This is a genomic window from Sporosarcina sp. FSL K6-1540 (assembly GCF_038620285.1).
Taxonomy (GTDB): Bacteria; Bacillota; Bacilli; order Bacillales_A; family Planococcaceae; genus Sporosarcina; species Sporosarcina psychrophila.
Map to the genome: position 1 here is coordinate 3,028,995 of NZ_CP152018.1, position 16,263 is coordinate 3,045,257.

15 protein-coding genes and 2 riboswitches are annotated in these 16,263 nt (G+C 38.7%); of the genes, 10 read left to right on the top strand and 5 right to left on the bottom strand.

Annotation, left to right across the window (positions count from 1 at the left end):
• The first annotated feature begins 286 nt into the window (after positions 1-286).
• Positions 287-372, top strand: a riboswitch (cyclic di-GMP riboswitch).
• A gap of 110 nt (positions 373-482) precedes the next feature.
• The 3 genes from MKY15_RS14355 to MKY15_RS14365 are packed head-to-tail and all read left to right on the top strand — an operon-like array spanning position 483 to position 4,512.
• Positions 483-2,222, top strand: coding sequence for a HAMP domain-containing methyl-accepting chemotaxis protein (locus MKY15_RS14355; protein WP_342537835.1), 1,740 nt, complete (start codon positions 483-485; stop codon positions 2,220-2,222).
• Positions 2,222-2,974 (top strand): 3-oxoacyl-ACP reductase family protein, encoded by a 753-nt coding sequence (locus tag MKY15_RS14360; protein ID WP_338653052.1) that lies wholly within the window; start codon positions 2,222-2,224, stop codon positions 2,972-2,974. The genes MKY15_RS14355 and MKY15_RS14360 overlap by 1 nt, the downstream gene beginning before the upstream one ends.
• 26 nt (positions 2,975-3,000) lie before the next feature.
• A complete protein-coding gene (locus MKY15_RS14365) occupies positions 3,001-4,512 on the top strand; it encodes a sodium:solute symporter family protein (protein WP_255428679.1) in 1,512 nt (503 codons plus the stop codon).
• Positions 4,513-4,641: 129 nt separating this feature from the next.
• Here MKY15_RS14365 and MKY15_RS14370 read toward each other — a convergent pair whose 3' ends face one another.
• Entirely contained in the window at positions 4,642-5,124 is a 483-nt protein-coding gene (locus MKY15_RS14370) for a uracil-DNA glycosylase (RefSeq protein WP_342537836.1), read from the bottom strand.
• 365 nt (positions 5,125-5,489) lie between these two features.
• On the opposite strand from MKY15_RS14370, the gene MKY15_RS14375 reads away from it, so the two are divergent.
• Positions 5,490-6,341, top strand: coding sequence for a GNAT family N-acetyltransferase (locus tag MKY15_RS14375; protein WP_187047184.1), 852 nt, complete (start codon positions 5,490-5,492; stop codon positions 6,339-6,341).
• Positions 6,342-6,634: 293 nt separating this feature from the next.
• Here the strand turns inward: MKY15_RS14375 and MKY15_RS14380 are convergent, their stop codons facing one another.
• The gene (locus MKY15_RS14380) at positions 6,635-7,804 is read right to left on the bottom strand and encodes a pyridoxal phosphate-dependent aminotransferase (RefSeq protein WP_342537837.1); all 1,170 of its coding nucleotides are present in this window, start codon (positions 7,802-7,804) and stop codon (positions 6,635-6,637) included.
• 501 nt (positions 7,805-8,305) lie between these two features.
• Positions 8,306-8,416, top strand: a riboswitch (SAM riboswitch).
• Positions 8,417-8,521: 105 nt separating this feature from the next.
• Here MKY15_RS14380 and MKY15_RS14385 point away from each other — a divergent pair.
• From MKY15_RS14385 to MKY15_RS14395, 3 genes are read left to right on the top strand one after another with little or no spacing between them, the layout of a single operon-like run.
• The gene (locus MKY15_RS14385; RefSeq protein WP_187047186.1) at positions 8,522-9,535 is read left to right on the top strand and encodes a methionine ABC transporter ATP-binding protein; all 1,014 of its coding nucleotides are present in this window, start codon (positions 8,522-8,524) and stop codon (positions 9,533-9,535) included.
• Positions 9,525-10,196, top strand: a complete 672-nt coding sequence (locus MKY15_RS14390; protein WP_067207239.1) for a methionine ABC transporter permease — start codon at positions 9,525-9,527, stop codon at positions 10,194-10,196. The genes MKY15_RS14385 and MKY15_RS14390 overlap by 11 nt, the downstream gene beginning before the upstream one ends.
• Before the next feature lie 17 nt (positions 10,197-10,213).
• Positions 10,214-11,026: a MetQ/NlpA family ABC transporter substrate-binding protein gene (locus MKY15_RS14395; protein ID WP_342537839.1), complete on the top strand. Its 813-nt coding sequence runs from the start codon at positions 10,214-10,216 to the stop codon at positions 11,024-11,026.
• A gap of 167 nt (positions 11,027-11,193) precedes the next feature.
• Here MKY15_RS14395 and pepF read toward each other — a convergent pair whose 3' ends face one another.
• Together pepF and MKY15_RS14405 are read right to left on the bottom strand one after the other, a co-directional pair.
• Entirely contained in the window at positions 11,194-13,026 is a 1,833-nt protein-coding gene (pepF, locus tag MKY15_RS14400; protein ID WP_342537840.1) for an oligoendopeptidase F, read from the bottom strand.
• Between the two features lie 110 nt (positions 13,027-13,136).
• Positions 13,137-13,442 carry a hypothetical protein gene (locus MKY15_RS14405; protein ID WP_067207241.1) on the bottom strand — a complete coding sequence of 102 codons (306 nt, stop codon included), beginning with the start codon at positions 13,440-13,442 and terminating at the stop codon, positions 13,137-13,139.
• A 221-nt stretch (positions 13,443-13,663) separates the two neighbouring features.
• Between MKY15_RS14405 and MKY15_RS14410 the strand changes: the two genes are divergently transcribed.
• Positions 13,664-13,897, top strand: coding sequence for a hypothetical protein (locus MKY15_RS14410; RefSeq protein ID WP_342537841.1), 234 nt, complete (start codon positions 13,664-13,666; stop codon positions 13,895-13,897).
• Positions 13,898-14,161: 264 nt separating this feature from the next.
• Here the strand turns inward: MKY15_RS14410 and MKY15_RS14415 are convergent, their stop codons facing one another.
• Positions 14,162-14,605 (bottom strand): hypothetical protein, encoded by a 444-nt coding sequence (locus MKY15_RS14415; RefSeq protein ID WP_067207247.1) that lies wholly within the window; start codon positions 14,603-14,605, stop codon positions 14,162-14,164.
• A 124-nt stretch (positions 14,606-14,729) separates the two neighbouring features.
• On the opposite strand from MKY15_RS14415, the gene MKY15_RS14420 reads away from it, so the two are divergent.
• A complete protein-coding gene (locus MKY15_RS14420) occupies positions 14,730-15,461 on the top strand; it encodes an AAA family ATPase (RefSeq protein ID WP_187047190.1) in 732 nt (243 codons plus the stop codon).
• A 54-nt stretch (positions 15,462-15,515) separates the two neighbouring features.
• Positions 15,516-15,998: a PaaI family thioesterase gene (locus MKY15_RS14425; protein ID WP_342537842.1), complete on the top strand. Its 483-nt coding sequence runs from the start codon at positions 15,516-15,518 to the stop codon at positions 15,996-15,998.
• Positions 15,999-16,263: the final 265 nt, after the last annotated feature.

Consider the following 16,263-nt stretch of genomic DNA (forward strand, 5'->3'; position numbering starts at 1 on the left):
GCTTCTTACCTGGAGGAATAAAGGTTGAAGTTGCCAGAAATGAGAATACTTTTGATATTGAAATTTCCAGCAATGCTATCCTTGAAAAGAATTTGATGTAACAATTTAAAACAGCGGAAAATAAATATGGTCGGGGGAGTAAAGGCACTATTTTTCTTTTTTAACCAATGACTATATACTAGTTTGGGTGTTTTGAAAGCAGGACATTAAGCGGTGTCACTATACTACTCTATGAATCTTTTGGTACTTCATATTGCCATCTATTAGACTATGTGGTATATTTTTTGATGGTTATAGGCAAACCTACTGAAAAGTAGGGACGCAAAGCTACAGGTCTAAAGTAATTATTACTATGACGGCTGAGCTGCTCAAGAAACGCTAGATAATAGTCTAGTTTTTTTATTTGCCTATTTCATTGTGAAATGGGCCTTTTTTTATGTGTAAAGAAAGATACAAAAATTGAAGAGGAGGAAATAATTATTATGCGTTTTTTTAAAAACATGTCATTAAAGTATAAGCTTTTACTTACAGTTTCTATTATTGTTTTAGCACTTTTTACTGTTCTAACGACACAAAGTATTTCTCAATTGAACGGCCAGTTAGAAAATGACCTAGAACAAGAGTTAAAAAGTGTTGGCTTATTGACAGCCATGAACCTAGATTCCAAAGATATAGATGGTCTATTGAAAGTTCAAGGGGAAGACGATCCTGAATTTTTGAAAATGCAAAGTACCTTGGATGGCATAAGGGAAGAACAGGGAATCATGTTTTGGAGTTATATATGGGAGATGGAGGATAATGGTGTCACTCCTATCGGCTATACGGAAAATTTGAATGAAGCGTATGAAGCGGGGGAATTGTTTACTGATCTTGCTCCTGTCCATGTAGATACTGCAAAGCTCGCAATTAAAAATGATCAATCAGAGGTAACAAGCATTTTTGAGGACTCATTCGGATCATGGCGAACAGTTTTCAGCCCTCTTAAAGATGAAAGTGGAAATACAATTGCAGTGTTAGGAATTGATTATTCTGCGGATTATATTGATACCATCATTAAAAAAAGTGTTACAAAACAGATTATTATTGCAGTAATCGGAATTTTAATCTTATTAGTATTGCTGTATTTTACAATTGATCGGCTTCTATTACCACTTAAAAAAGTGGTCATTGTTGCAGACCAAGTGGCAAATGGAGAATTGAACGATGTTGATCTCCAGATTACAAATGATGAAGTTGGACAACTTTCACAATCGATAAAAACAATGGTTTCAAATTTGCAACATGTCATATTAAACATTAGAAATACATCTGATCACGTTGCATCATCAGCCAATCAGCTAACTATGAATGCGACAGAATCGTATATTAGTTCAACAAACGTTTCGAAAGAAATGAAGAATATCGCTCAAAATGCTGAAACTTCTTTGGTGATGACTGAAGAAACAGCAGCTGCAATGGAAGAAACAGCAGGTGGCATACAACAAATCGCTGATTCAGCCAATACGGCTTCTGAATCGTCTCTGACAGCCTCAATTGCTGCTGAACAAGGAAATAAGGTTGTCCAACAGGTGATTGATCAAATGCAATTAATTAATACATCTGTAGAACAAATAGAGGAAACTATTAATGGTTTACATGCTAATTCTAATAAGATTAGCGACATTGTGAACATTATTACTGCTATAGCAGAGCAAACAAATTTGTTAGCACTAAACGCTGCTATTGAAGCAGCCAGAGCTGGTGAGCATGGTAAAGGATTTGCTGTCGTTGCAGATGAAGTAAGGCGTTTAGCTGAACAATCATCTCAGTCGGCTAAAGAGATTTTCCAACTAATTCATATGATTCAAACGGATTCTAATGCCTCTGTAACCGTGATGGAAAAAGGAAAAGAAGACGTAAGAGTGGGAATGGATTATACGAATGAAGTAGGCGAGATATTTAAAAGGATTGTACAATCTGCAGATGAAGTCGCAGATCAAATCCGGGAAATTTCTGCTGCATCTCAAGAAATTTCTGCATCCTCTGAAGAAGTAGTCGCATCCGTTAATAATATTAAGAAAACATCTCAACAATCTACCGAGTTTTCATTGAATGTCTCACAAGCTACACAAGAACAATTGGTGTCGATGCAAGAAGTGAAAGAAGCATCTGCTTCATTAGGCCAAACTGCGGAGAAGCTGCAGTCCCTAATTACAAACTTTAAATTGGAGAGTGAAGATTAATGGATTTAAAGCTTACCGGTAAAAATGTTCTCATTACAGGCTCTAGTATGGGGATAGGCAAGGCAATTGCTTTAGCTTTTGCTGAACAGGGAGCAAATATTCTAATAAACTATATTGGCAGCGATCAAGAGGCGGAAACAGTTCGTCTACAAGCGAAGGACCATGGCGTGAATGCACTAAAATATTGTGCGGATGTATCTGACTCTAAACAAGTGCAGGATATGTTTCAGTATATGGACAACCAGCTAGGAGCAATAGATATTCTTATCAACAATGCCGGGTTTGCACAGAATGCTCCTATTACAGATTTAACTGATGAACAGTGGGACAAAATGATAAAGGTTCATCTTTACGGAAACTTTTATAATTGCCGAGAAGCGGCGAAAAGAATGAAGGAAAAAAATAAAGGTAAAATTATTAACATCTCTTCAGATATAGGAAGTCTTGGGTGTGAAGAATTCACCCATTATTCAGCGGCAAAAGGCGGTATTAATGCTTTTACAAAAGCTTTGGCAAGAGAGTTGGCACCGAATATATTGGTCAACGCTGTGGCGCCTAGTGGAACATATACTGGCATTCTCGAAGCGTTCGGTGAAAACTATATCGCGGAAGAGTCAGCGAAGTATCCACTAAAGCGCTTGGCTCAACCTGAGGAAATCGCCAAAACTGTGTTATTTTTAGCATCAGAAAATGCGGATTTTTATACAGGTCAAATACTAACACCAAACGGTGGAGTAGTTATGAACGGATAAAAGATAGATGAGGAGCACTTGAATTGATGAATATCGTCGTATTTTGTGTATATTTAGTTTTTATTTATTACATTGGCTATAAAGGATATAAGCGCGTCAAAACTGCCGAAGATTTAATTGTGGCGGGCTGGAGTATGCCGTTATCTGTTGTAACTGGGAGTTTAATTGCCGCGTTATTAGCAGCTCCATTCTTTTTTGCTGCTGTCGGCTCAGGTTATACAAGTGGAGGCTTTGAAGGATCCGCAACAATGGGCGGACTAGGTACATGTATGATTTTAGGGGCATTAATCTGGACTAAGCCCCTAAGAAGATTAAGAGGATGGACACTAGCGGACTACTACGGATTGAGATATGGTAGTAAAAGATTAGGAGCATACACGGGAATCGTGATGGCGGTAGCATTTGGTATTTTCAATGCCGCAGCTCTCACTGTTGGGGGTACTTATATTATCCAACAACTTTTCCAAATCGATTTCCTTCCAGCTGCACTATTATTTGTTTCGTTAACGGCACTCTACTCCGTTATTGGAGGCTTATGGGCTGTCGCTTACACCGAAATTGTTCAAGGGGCACTAGCGGTAGCCGGAATCCTTGGGATAACCATATTTGTTTTATTCTATTATCCTGATGTTACATTTAACCCTGATTGGTGGAATGTAAATGAATTATTTAGTAGAGGTGGAGTTGAATTCTGGACACTCTATTTAGTTTTAGCTCTTGGTGATATTCCAGCAGTGGACTTAGGTCAGCGTGTTGCAGCGGCAAAAAGTCCGCGTGTCGCACAGCTGAGTATGATTATTGCAGGTTCAGTAATCATCGCTATTAGTTGGATACCTGGAATGTTAGGGGAAGCTTTTAAATCTATTTATCCGAACAGTTCCAATCCCGAAACATTGATGCTTGTTTTTGCACAAGGTTATTTCCCACCTATTTTATCTGCTATCTTTTTAACAGCGATGGCGGCGATGGGTATGTCAACTGTTGCGGCATGTTATGTAGCAACCTCAGGAATTGTTACTAAAAATATTTATTTAGATTTTATTAATAAGAATCCTGATCCGAAAAAACTATTGTTTTTTTCCAGAATGGTGATTCTTGCAAGTGCATTGTTAGGTTTAATCCTGGCGCTAAGTGCTCAAAAAGTTATTGATTTAGCCTATTTAGCGTGGGATGTTGTATTTGTTACATTGTTCTGGCCAATCGTTTTAGGCCCATTTTGGAAGCGGGTAAGTACTCCGGCTGTATGGGCAAGTATATCTGTTGGACTCGTATATTATATTATTACGTCACTTACTCACGTTCCTGGGCCGAAAATTCAATCGGATGGGTTTTTGGGCTTGTTGGGCGAATTGTGGCTAACGCCTGTTTTCTCAGGTGTGATTTTTTCTGGAGTGACAATTATTGTAATAAGTCTATTAATCCCACCTACCCAACACGTTCTTGACATGCATGAAATTGAAAAAAATAAAGAACTTGATCACGTTGGAAGTAAAGAAGAACTAGAAATATTGAATACTTCAAAACAACCAAATATCTGAGTTGGTAACAGGACATGCTTAATTGTGTGTCCTTTTTTTTTGAATTCTATCTACCATATCTGATTAATTTATCAAACATAAATATTTTTTCTAATAGTAATATTGGATTACAAAAACTTCATATCGTAGCTAGAGGTCTAAAGAATGAAAGCGATCCGCAACGAAAGTCAAGTCCTCCAAAAATAAGTTACGTAAGTTTGGACGTCGTCTAACTGCAAGTGGATGGTAGGCGACCGCTGTTTGGAATCCACGTATATCGTGCCAACTACTCCGCATTGACTTCACTTCGGCTTCAGGATTTTGAAAAAAAGACTGAACGGCTACATTTCCTAAACAAAGAATGAGAGTAGGCTTTTTTTCTGTAAGCTGCTGTTCTAAATGCCTCATACAAATTTGACGTACTAATTCTTTGTCGTATGCTCGAACGGGCTTCCTTTTTAGTATAAAAGTGACATACAGATCATCTATTTTCAAGCCAGCTTCATTTGCAACTTCTTGTAGCGTTTGCCGCGTTCCACAAACAAATGACTCGCCTTCACGATCTTCACGTGCTCCGGGATTGTCAAGAATAATCATAATCGGGGCCGCTGGATTACCTTCACCCCATACCATCCGTGTCCCTTGTTCATAAAGGCCGCATTCCTGGCAATTTACAAGGTGATCAGGGGTTGGCTCCTCCAATAACATTTTTGGACAGAAGACAGGCATTATTTTCAGCTCACTTTGACGTTTATTTGCAAAAAAAAAGAGGAAGCGCCTGTAACAGAAGAACGCAGCCTTAGTACACCACAACCTGTGGCAACATTCTAGGCCCATTTGCAGATTATCCCCAGGGAAGCTTTATAATTTCCAGTGCAATAAGGAGAGCTTTCCACTAACCAATGGATTTCAATCAGAGTCACAGCATATAGGTTAAATGTGGTAGAATTGTTATAATATTTCGATGTTTATTATTTTTATGTGAATGGGGTGTGGGGATGGAGTTTAGACGTTATCAAGATGTGCAAAAATTTGCATTGAAAGCTGAACCTGTTTTAGGTAAAAGGGAAGATGTATACAGTCTTTTTTTCGGTGTATTGCAGGCAATTAAAGCTGGCCGATACGAGAAGCCGTTTATGGCGACGATTGAAGAGGAGGGGCAGGTGCTAGCCTTATTTCAAATGACCTATCCACATCCGTTAAACCTAATTTTTACGGATGAAAGCCGTTTGGAAGAATGTATGGATTTGTTAATAAGAAACCTATTGGAACTTAAAATTGAAATTAGTTCCATCATAGGTTTAAAACCGTGGGCATTCCTCTTCAGTAAGAAATGGGAAGTGAAAACAAGTGTGTATCCTCAATTGATGATGGACCAGGGATTGTATCGATTAGATAATATAGATGAAACACTTGAACACAGTCCAGGCTCTTGGCGTTTGGCAAATACGGATGATTGTTCACTCATTGAGATGTGGTTCAACTTGTTTGAGGAAGATGCAGGACTTCCGCTAACAGCAGTGGAAGATGTGAAAAGTCGAGTTGCATCATTTGTAGCCGAACAGGAAGTATTTTTGTGGGAGGATAATGGCAAAGTAGTTTCCATGATGAAAAAAGCCCGACCGACAAATCATGGCGTAACTGTCTCCCTTGTATTTACACCAAAGGAAGAGCGAAAGAAAGGCTACGCGCGGACGATGGTAGCAGCTGGAACAAAGGAACTTCTAAAAAAATATGATTTTTGTGTGCTTTACACTGATTTGATGAATCCGACAGCAAATAAAATCTACCAAGAGATCGGCTACAAGAGAATTGCAGATTCTATACAGATTGGATTTAGCTTGAAATGAAAAAGGTGTGATCTTTATAGGAAATCTGAATCACATAGTTGATCGAAATTTATATGAAAATATCTGATATGGGAAAAATTAATTCCGAAACTAGAAGATAAATATGACACAAACAATCACAATAACTAGCTGGAAAGTACAGAGAAGAAGGCGTGGCTGGATCCATCATGTGATAAGTCCAAATGATATTCGCTCTTTTCAATGTTTCTAACGAACTAAGAATATTTCATGTCAAAAAAGCCAAGAATAGAAAACTCCTGGCTTTTTTGATATGAAATTCAAATTAAATTATTTTATCGTGAAAAAATATCGAGTTTTTCAATTCGTGCAACTGCTTCTTTTAAACGGTCTTCACTTTCCAATAAGCCAACACGTATATACCCTTCACCATACCTTCCAAAAGCATGGCCCGGTGCTACGGCAATGTCTGCTTTGTCTAATAGTAACTTGGTGAATGATTCGCTTGTATATCCTTCTGGTACAGGTAACCAAGCGAAGAAAGATGCAGCGGGCGCGATGACATCCCAACCGATTCGTTTACATTCGGAAATTAAGACATTCCGGCGGCTTTCGTAAAGTGAAACGAGCTCATCCACACAATCCTGGCTTCCCGATAATGCCTCTGTTGCTGAGCGCTGAATTGCTGGGAATATATCTATGAATAAATGATCCTGCAATAAGCTGATTGCTTCGATAATATCGGCATTACCGATGGCAAAACCGACCCGCCATCCCGCCATATTATACGTTTTTGACAATGTGTACATTTCAATTCCAACTTCTTTTGCACCTTCTGCTTGCAGGAAACTGACAGGTTTCGCACCGTCAAAACCGATTCCACCATAGGCAAAGTCATGCAAAATTGCAATATCATTGTCTTTTGCCAAAGCAATCGTTTCTTCGAAAAATGGAAGTGTGGCTGTTGCGCTTGTTGGGTTATTTGGATAGTTCAAATACATTAATTTTGCTTGCTTCTTTTGTTCATCGGAAAGAGCAGAGTAATCAGGTAAAAAATCGTTTTCTGCAAGTAATGGCATTAAATCGTATTTAATATTGGCTAAGCTTACACTCGATAAATAATCGGGATATCCCGGATCCGGCAATAAAAGTAATTCATCTTCGTTCATAATCGCGAGGGGTAACTCGACCAATCCAGGTTTTGTTCCAAATAGAATCGCTACCTCTGTTTTAGGATCAATATGAACATCGTATTCTCGTTTATAAAAGTCAGCAACAGCCTGTTTTAATTCGGCAGTCCCTCTGAAAGGGGAGTATCCATGTGTTGTTGGATCTTCGACTGCTTCTTGGAGTGCTTTTATAATATGTGGAGGTGTCGGTTGATCGGGATTTCCACGCCCCAAGTTAATAACGTCGCGTCCTTCAGAAAGTGCTTCTTGTACGTTTCGAACAAGTGATGCGAAAAAGTGCGGTGGTAGGTTCTTGAGTCGATTTGATAGTGCCATGTAATAACCTCTCTTCTATGTAATCCAATCTTTAGTGTAAAAGAGTAAGATAGTATAAGTTTTTCACTTGGAGCAGTGTCTAGACTCCAGCGCTTGTCGGGTCTACCAAGGCGCTTGCGCTTTTCTTATTGTCTAGCTCCAGGCGCCAGCCGCTCTGAGGCCCAAAGGATGTGGGTCACCTAGCCATTGCCGCAGGACGCGGCGTACTTAGGCTAGGTTCCTTGAAAGCAATCCAGCTATGTGGCAAAGAGCGCCACGTCGTGCCTGCAAGGATGCAGGTATGCAGTCGTTGCGACAGGACGTCGCGCTCTTAGACTGCCTTCCCCTGGATTGATTTATGCCTGTCGCGTCTAGACGGCGCCTTCCGCTTTTCTTATTGTCAGTATACATGGAATGAAATGAAAATGATAATAAATTGTTATATATCAGAACATATTATGTTGACAATCTTATTGAGACATACTAATATGAAACTTATCAATCAAAATAATTACATAATGGTACTTATCAAGAGAGACTGAGGGATAGGCCCGATGACGTCCAGCAACCCCTTGCGTAATGTAAGGAAGGTGCTAACTCCTACAGAGTGAATTTCATTCTGAAAGATGAGCTGAAACCTTTTTATTTTCGGTGCTTCTTTCATATATGAGAGAAGCATTTTTATATGGTCAGACATCTGAGATTTCGTACTTCTATTTATAGAAAGAGGAGAATTGCATGATTCAAATTCAAAACGTATCAAAAGTATACAAAACAAAAGAGAGAATCGTGACTGGTGTTGATAATGTCTCACTCGACATTAACACAGGAGAAATTTTCGGAATCGTAGGTTACTCAGGTGCAGGGAAGAGTTCTCTTATCCGTTGTCTAAATTTGTTGGAAAAACCAACGAGCGGAACGATCTTAGTAGATGGATTAAATTTGATGAAGTTACGGGGGAATAATCTCCGTCAGGCACGTCTGAAAATAGGAATGATTTTTCAACACTTTTATTTAATCAGCCAAAAGACAGTATATGAAAATATAGCATTTGCTTTACGGGCAGCCAAAACGCCTGCCAATAAAATAAACGCTCGGGTAACGGACTTACTAGAAATGGTTGGCCTCTCTGATAAACGGGATGTTTATCCTGCGCAGCTGAGTGGTGGCCAGAAGCAGCGGGTAGGTATTGCCCGAGCACTAGCGAATAATCCTTCAGTGTTACTGTGTGATGAAGCAACATCTGCATTAGATCCAAATACGACGCTATCTATTTTAAGGCTGTTGAAGAAAATAAATAAAGAATTACAGATTACAATCGTTCTAATAACACACGAGATGAATGTCGTGAAAGAAATTTGTGATCGCATGGCAATTATGCAAGATGGAAAAGTGATTGAAGAAGGACAAGTATATGATATATTTTCAGATCCTCAAGAAGAATTAACGAAAGAATTTATTAGTAGTGTTGTGTCATTTGATGTGCCGTCAATGATTTTGAGCAAGTGCACGGGCAAACTGGTCAAAGTCATGTTTAAAGGTGATGTCGCAGGCGATGGAATTATCTCAGATACTGTGCAGCAATTTACTATACAAGGTAATTTCCTACACGGCTCCATTGAATATATTCAAGAAAGGCCACTCGGTACTTTCCTGATGGAACTAAAAGGCGAGGATGACGAAATAGAAAAGGCAATTGCCTATATGTCATCACGAGCTGCTCAAGTGGAGGTAATTGACAATGGGAATTGATTTACAACACGTTATAGAGTTAATGCCTGATATTACAAAAGCATTTGGGGAAACACTTTATATGATAAGTATTTCTCTCGTTATCGCACTTGTTATTGGGCTTCCGCTAGGGATTTTGCTGTTCACTACCGATAAAGGCTTATTTTTAGAAAATCGGGCATTGAACTCAGTTATTGGCTTTATCGTCAATATGGTCCGTTCTGTGCCGTTTATTATTTTACTCGTCGCGTTAATCCCTTTAACGATTTTAATAGTAGGTACTCCGATTGGCCCTGGGGCTGCTAGTGTTTCATTATCTGCGGCAGCAATCCCTTTTTTCGCAAGAATTGTGGAGACTTCACTAAGAGAGATTGATAAAGGTGTTATCGAAGCTGCAATCGCTGTTGGTGCAACTCCGTGGATGATTATCAAAGATGTACTATTGCCTGAAGCAAAAACAAGTATTATTCAAGGCGTGACACTTACAGTAATTAGTTTAGTCGCCTATTCAGCAATGGCTGGTGTTGTTGGTGGTGGCGGAATCGGGGATTTAGCAATTCGATTCGGCTACTATCGTTACGACAATACAATAATGGTAGTGACCGTGGTGATATTAATACTATTTGTACAAGTAATTCAGTTTGCAGGAGATCGGATTTCAAAAGTAATTGATAAACGATGATGGGGAGAGAGAAAATTATGAATAAGTTTCTATTAGTTGTATTAGTACTTGTAGTTGGAACCGCACTAGCTGCTTGTGGTGGCAAAGAAAAAGCTTCGGATGACAAATCTGTGAAAATTGGTGCAACCGCTGGACCATATAGTGATATGTTGAAAAAGGCGATTATTCCTGGACTTGAAGAAAAGGGATATAAAGTTGAACTAATTGAGTTTAGTGATTATATTCAGCCGAACAATGCACTGGCAAGTGGCGATATTGATGCAAACCTGTTCCAAAACACGACTTATTTAGAAAATGTCGTTAAAGAAACGGAAGCTGAATTATCACCACTTATTATCGTACCAACAGCTCCAATGGGCATTTATTCGAATAAATTCAAGACAATTGAAGCTATTGAGGATGGAGCAAAAGTTACCATTCCAAACGATCCTGTTAATGGAGCCCGCGCCCTTTTAGTGTTACAGGATGAAGGTCTAATTGAATTAGATCCAAATGCAGAAGTGCTAAAAGTATCTGAAAAAGATGTAACAATGAATAAGAAGAACTTGGTGTTTCAGCCAATCGAAGCGGGTCAGCTTCCACGTTCAGTTGACGGTACTGATTTAGCGGCAGTTCCTGGAAACTTTGCCTTGGCTGCAAGTATGAATTTATTAGATGCGCTAGCACTAGAGGACATGCTTGATATATACAGAAACGTAGTTGCTGTAAAAACGGAAAACATTGATAAGCAATTTGCTAAAGATATTATTGAAATAGTAGAATCAGCAGAATTTGAAAAAGTAATTGATTCAGATTTTGAAGGCTTTGGTAAACCAGAGTGGATGAAGTAAAATCTAACTAGCAACGTCAAAAAGCTGACGAGACCATTACGGTTTCGTCAGCTTTTTTGTTCTTCCTGCCTAGGAAATTATAAAATCTTGTACAGTGGATAACCTGCGAAAGCTGATATTTCACGTCTAGACTCAAGCGCCTCTGAACAGGCATTTGCGCTTTTGTTTTATTGTGAAACGTTAGCCGTTTCGTTTGCCTCAATTTCTTCCGTCAACACAACTAGCTGATCAATCAAATCACCGATATAAGCGATTGTGTCACGCAATGGTTTTTCTGTTGTAATATCGACACCTGCCATTTTTGACAGTTCAGCAGGGGATTTTGTACCACCAGCTTTCAATACTTCGAGCCATTCATCGACAGCAGGCTGACCTTCTTCAAGGACACGTTTAGATACTTGAGTGGAGATTGTGAGTCCAGCACTGTATGTGTATGGATACAAGCCCATGTAGTAGTGTGGCTGACGCATCCATGTAAGTTCCGCGCCTTCATTAATCTCCACATCATCTCCCCAGAACTCTTCAAGCACGCCGCGTTTCAAGTTGTTCAATACACCGGCGTTGACACTTCCGCCTGCGTCAATGCGTTCATAGACTTTTCGTTGGTAGGCAGCTTCTAGTAAGTGCGTTACAAAGTTATGGTAGTACGTGCGTGCAACGATTGATGAAATAACCCAACGCTTGAATTTCGGATCATTTGAGTTTTCTAATAGGTGGTTAGCCACGAGCATTTCATTCATCGTCGAAGGTGCTTCGATGAAATATAGTGATGGGCGTGCATTGAATACGTTTTGCTCTCGATTTGCATTGTAGAAATGACCCGCATGCCCTAATTCATGAGCTAAGACGAATACATCATTCATACTACCTGTCCATGAAATAAGGATATATGGATGGTTGCCATAAGGGCTGGAACAGAATGCTCCTGTTGATTTACCTTTGTTTTGAGCGAAATCAATCCATCGTTCTTTGTATGAACGATCCACCATCTCCATGTAATCAGTACCCATTATAGCAAGGGCATCATCAATATATTTCTTCGATTCATCTACGGTGATTTTTGGTTCGTATGTTGGATCAAGCGAGATTTTCAAGTCGGCAAACGTCATTTTATCAAGTCCATGGACTTTTTGCAGAAGTTTCGCGTACTTCCGCATGTGAGGTGCAAGTTCTTTTGTGATTAAATCAATTTGACGGTCATACATGGACTTATCGACTTCTTGGGTGAACAATAAGTAATCGAAAATCGAATTATACCCTCTTAGGTCAGCTGTTGTTTTTTCCGTTTGTAAATGCATGTCATATGTTTTTGCAGTTGTATGTTGATAGTCTTTTAACTTAGCTGAGAATGCATCGAATGCAGCACGGCGTTTGGCGGTATCCGTTTCGCCCTCCCAGTCACCTTCGAAGGACACATAGCTTAACGGATAACTTTTCCCGTCGACTTCGAAATCATCAAATGCCATATCCACCATTTTTGTCGTGTTATACAAGCCATATGGCCCGGCGAATGTGGAAGAGAAGGCAGCTAAAGTTTTCTCAACTTCAGGATGCAATTGGTACTCTTTTTTGCGAATCAATTTCTCCAAGTAATTTTTAAAATCACCTGACTGTTTCATTGCATCTTCCAAAACATCAATGGGTAATTCAGAAAGTTGACTGTTGACGAATGATAGTTTGCTGTTTATTTTTGCGGCAGTGGAACCAAACTTGCTTGAGCGCATTTGTGCTTCGTCATCCGTTTGGTCTGTACTTGATGACAAACTCGTATACGTGCCAACAGGAACCACTTTTTCATAAACAGCCGCAAAGCTTTCCAATGCCTCTATTACTGATTTAGCATCTTTAATGTTGCCATTGAATTTTTCGGCAAATGCATCGACTTCTTTTACCAAGTCAATTATCGCAGCATCATATTCCTCTTCTGTTTTGAAAAGGTCTTGCAGATTCCATGTTTCTTCTGTCTTTACTTCTGAACGCAGCGGCATACTCTTTACCAATCTAATCTCTCCCTTTTATTACGGATGTCGAACTAAATAATAGTATATAGTAGAATAGGGTAAAAGTAAAAAAACAAATCCCTCTTTTGACAACTTTCAGATAGTATGTGTTATTTTTGCTTTTTTGAAAGACGTTCGATTTCATCTGTTAGGATAAAAGCAAGATCATCATTGCCGAAAAGTTGTAGGACATCCAGCATTGTTTCGTTATCAATGTCGATTTCTTCTTCAAATTTAGCTTCCTCAACTATTTTCTTCATCGTCTCATTTTCTTGTTGGTCTGGGTATGCACGGCTATATAACTCATGCGGGTTCACTTCATTATTAGCACACCATTGTACAAACAACCGAATCATTAGCTGCTCATCTTGTTGATATTTTTGAATGACTTGTTCATCGATGCTTTTAAATTCCATGTTAGTTAGCTCCTTTAAAATACTCTTCCCATAAGTATATACGAAATGTGAAACTTCTAAGGGATATAGACGTAAGTATAAATATGGAACAACAAATTAGTTGAGAGTATCAGTCTATATATGTTGAAATAATGAAACCAATTGATTTCGCTATGGAGTTAGGTGCCTTCGTATCTTTTGTTCACTATATAGTTCATTTCAAGAATAGGGTGCAAGGAAAAGTGAAAGAACTAATTATCATTGGTATTGTGTTAATTATTGCAGTGTGGCTGGGAGAGCGATTTCTAAAAAGGAAGCTGCATATAACAAAGAAGACAAATACAATGGACAATCGCGCAAAAAGTCTTCAATTTTTCGCGTTGGCAATCCTGATGATTGGTTTTGTTATTGGTTCTATCATTGGCTCCGTTACTCTAGCTACAAAGTATGAAAATTTTAACTTTGTTTATTTTTAGGACCTTATCTGATTTTAGTATCTATGGTAAGAGGATTTATGGATTGGAAATTCAATAAACCTTCAAAACAATGGATTCTACAAATCTATACCATATTTCTTTTGTTCATATTAATGATAGCTATTTTTTTGATTGATCAACTTAAATAAACGCATAAGAAAAGCGCTTGAGTCTAAACAATGCTCAAGTAGAAAACTTATATTTTATTGTCTTTTTAAAAAGGACAAGAATAGAATGACTATCTTGCCCCCTGTATTGGATAGGTTAAATTTTATTGCTGATGAGAAAATGAACAATCCAATCAACATCTAGTGGACCGTCAACTACTTCGTAATAGAGTGAAGAGTTTTGGATGATTAGATCTTCATTTACAATAATGCTAAAGTTGTCTCCATTACTATCTGTTAAATTAATAATGAACTGATTGATATCATCAACCTTATTAATTTTTTCAGGTTTTAATTTTCGGACATGATAATCTTGAAGGAATTCAAGTAAGCTTTCAATTTCAGATTCATCACTTATATTCCAAATTTTGGGGGAGGAACCTGAAAGGGATGGTTCCGAAAAGGTCATTACACTAAACTGAGATTCCGTGGTGCCAAGAACCTTCGTAACCTCTTTCTTGTCGTAGCCTAGGAAAAGTTGAGTCATTGCATATGTGCCTATAATCATAATGCCAATCGATAATAGTGCTCTTATTTTCATGTTCTATTCCTCCTGTAATTCATTTCTTTAGTATACGCGGATGAAGATGTACGGGATCATGCTTGTACATTAATAATCTATGCAGAATCACACGGGGAAATTAGTAGAAAGGGGTTATAATCAAATGTTTTTGAAAAAAATAACGCTTCTTCATAAAGAGTCACTTTCAAAGGAGGAGTATCCATTTTCTATACCCTCAATTCAGTCGCTAACGGAGTTGGATTTAACGAATAGTGTTACATTTTTTGTTGGGGAAAATGGTTCAGGGAAATCGACATTACTTGAGGGAGTTGCGGATTTATGCGGGTTTAATTCGGCGGGTGGCGGTAGAAACAATACATATGCAGTAGATGCGTCTGAAAGTGCATTAAGTGATTATCTTCGCTTGTCATGGATGCCGAAAGTGACGAACGGATTCTTTTTACGGGCTGAATCTTTTTATCATTTTGCTTCACACGTTGATGAAATGGCAAAAGAACCCGATGGCTCCTATCATGCTTACGGAGGGAAATCACTTCATCATCAGTCTCATGGTGAATCATTTCTGTCACTATTTCTAAATCGATTCAATGGAAAGGCAATTTACTTACTCGATGAGCCGGAAGCCGCATTATCACCGCAAAGGCAGCTGTCGTTTCTGCGTATTATGCATGATCTTGTCCGAGAAGAAAATTGCCAGTTCATCATTGCAACGCATTCGCCCATAATTTTAGGCTATCCTGATGCGACAATCTTGAGTTTTGATGATGGAGAAATAAAGGAAACCGAATATGAAATGACTGAGCACTATCAGATCACAAAATATTTCCTGGATCATCGTGAAAAGTTTCTGAAAGATATTTTAGAGGATGAATAGATTGTCGGAATGTTATAATGATGACGTAGGAATGTGGAATGGGGGAAAAGGGATATGAATAATGAAGTAGTACATGCAATTCAAGATGACTATCCGGAAGATTTCGCTTGGTGTTTTGGTTGTGGGCGCTTAAATGAAGATGGTTACCATTTCCGAACGGGGTGGCAAGGGGAAGAAACTGTAACCTATTATGAACCGTCACCGAAGCATATTGCGATACCAGGATTTGTTTATGGCGGTCTAATCGCATCATTTGTCGATTGTCATGGGACTGGTTCGGCCGCACTTGCATTGCACCGAAAAAATGGGTATGAGCCAGGCAGTGGAGAAGAACCACCACGTTTCGTCACAGCGTCATTAAACGTGAATTATATGAAACCAACTAAACAAGGTACTTTGTTAAAAGCGGTTGGAAAAGTGGAAGAAATTCATCCGAAGAAGTTTAAGGTATCTGTTGAAGTATTTGCGGATGACACAGTTGTTGCAACAGGAGAAGTCGTTGCTGTTATCATGCCAGCAACATTCGCGAATAAGTAATGGAGTAAATAAATGTGAAAAGCTGATTGCTATGTGCAGTCAGCTTTTTTATGAATTATAAAATAATAGATGATATGCAACCGAACTCGTTGTTGCACGAAAAATGGGACGTGAAAATGTCTATCGTTTGGAGAGCCACTGCGGAAATTGCAAACACGGCTTACTTTCTACGAACAGTTTTGGAACAATAAAGTAGCAATATTTAAAGATATTGTTGAAAACAATCAAAGAGAAAACTAATTAAATTGGGTTCAGCAACTACACT

Bases quoted from the DNA above. Each gene is read 5' to 3' on its own strand.
- MKY15_RS14360 (WP_338653052.1), top strand. From the start codon at position 2,222: ATGGATTTAAAGCTTACCGGTAAAAATGTTCTCATTACAGGCTCTAGT.
- MKY15_RS14390 (WP_067207239.1), top strand. From the start codon at position 9,525: ATGGGAATTGATTTACAACACGTTATAGAGTTAATGCCTGATATTACA.
- MKY15_RS14355 (WP_342537835.1), top strand. From the start codon at position 483: ATGCGTTTTTTTAAAAACATGTCATTAAAGTATAAGCTTTTACTTACA.
- MKY15_RS14405 (WP_067207241.1), bottom strand. From the start codon at position 13,442: ATGGAATTTAAAAGCATCGATGAACAAGTCATTCAAAAATATCAACAA.
- MKY15_RS14420 (WP_187047190.1), top strand. From the start codon at position 14,730: ATGTTTTTGAAAAAAATAACGCTTCTTCATAAAGAGTCACTTTCAAAG.
- MKY15_RS14425 (WP_342537842.1), top strand. From the start codon at position 15,516: ATGAATAATGAAGTAGTACATGCAATTCAAGATGACTATCCGGAAGAT.
- MKY15_RS14370 (WP_342537836.1), bottom strand. From the start codon at position 5,124: ATGGTATGGGGTGAAGGTAATCCAGCGGCCCCGATTATGATTATTCTT.
- MKY15_RS14385 (WP_187047186.1), top strand. From the start codon at position 8,522: ATGATTCAAATTCAAAACGTATCAAAAGTATACAAAACAAAAGAGAGA.
- MKY15_RS14380 (WP_342537837.1), bottom strand. From the start codon at position 7,804: ATGGCACTATCAAATCGACTCAAGAACCTACCACCGCACTTTTTCGCA.
- MKY15_RS14375 (WP_187047184.1), top strand. From the start codon at position 5,490: ATGGAGTTTAGACGTTATCAAGATGTGCAAAAATTTGCATTGAAAGCT.
- MKY15_RS14395 (WP_342537839.1), top strand. From the start codon at position 10,214: ATGAATAAGTTTCTATTAGTTGTATTAGTACTTGTAGTTGGAACCGCA.
- MKY15_RS14365 (WP_255428679.1), top strand. From the start codon at position 3,001: ATGAATATCGTCGTATTTTGTGTATATTTAGTTTTTATTTATTACATT.
- MKY15_RS14415 (WP_067207247.1), bottom strand. From the start codon at position 14,605: ATGAAAATAAGAGCACTATTATCGATTGGCATTATGATTATAGGCACA.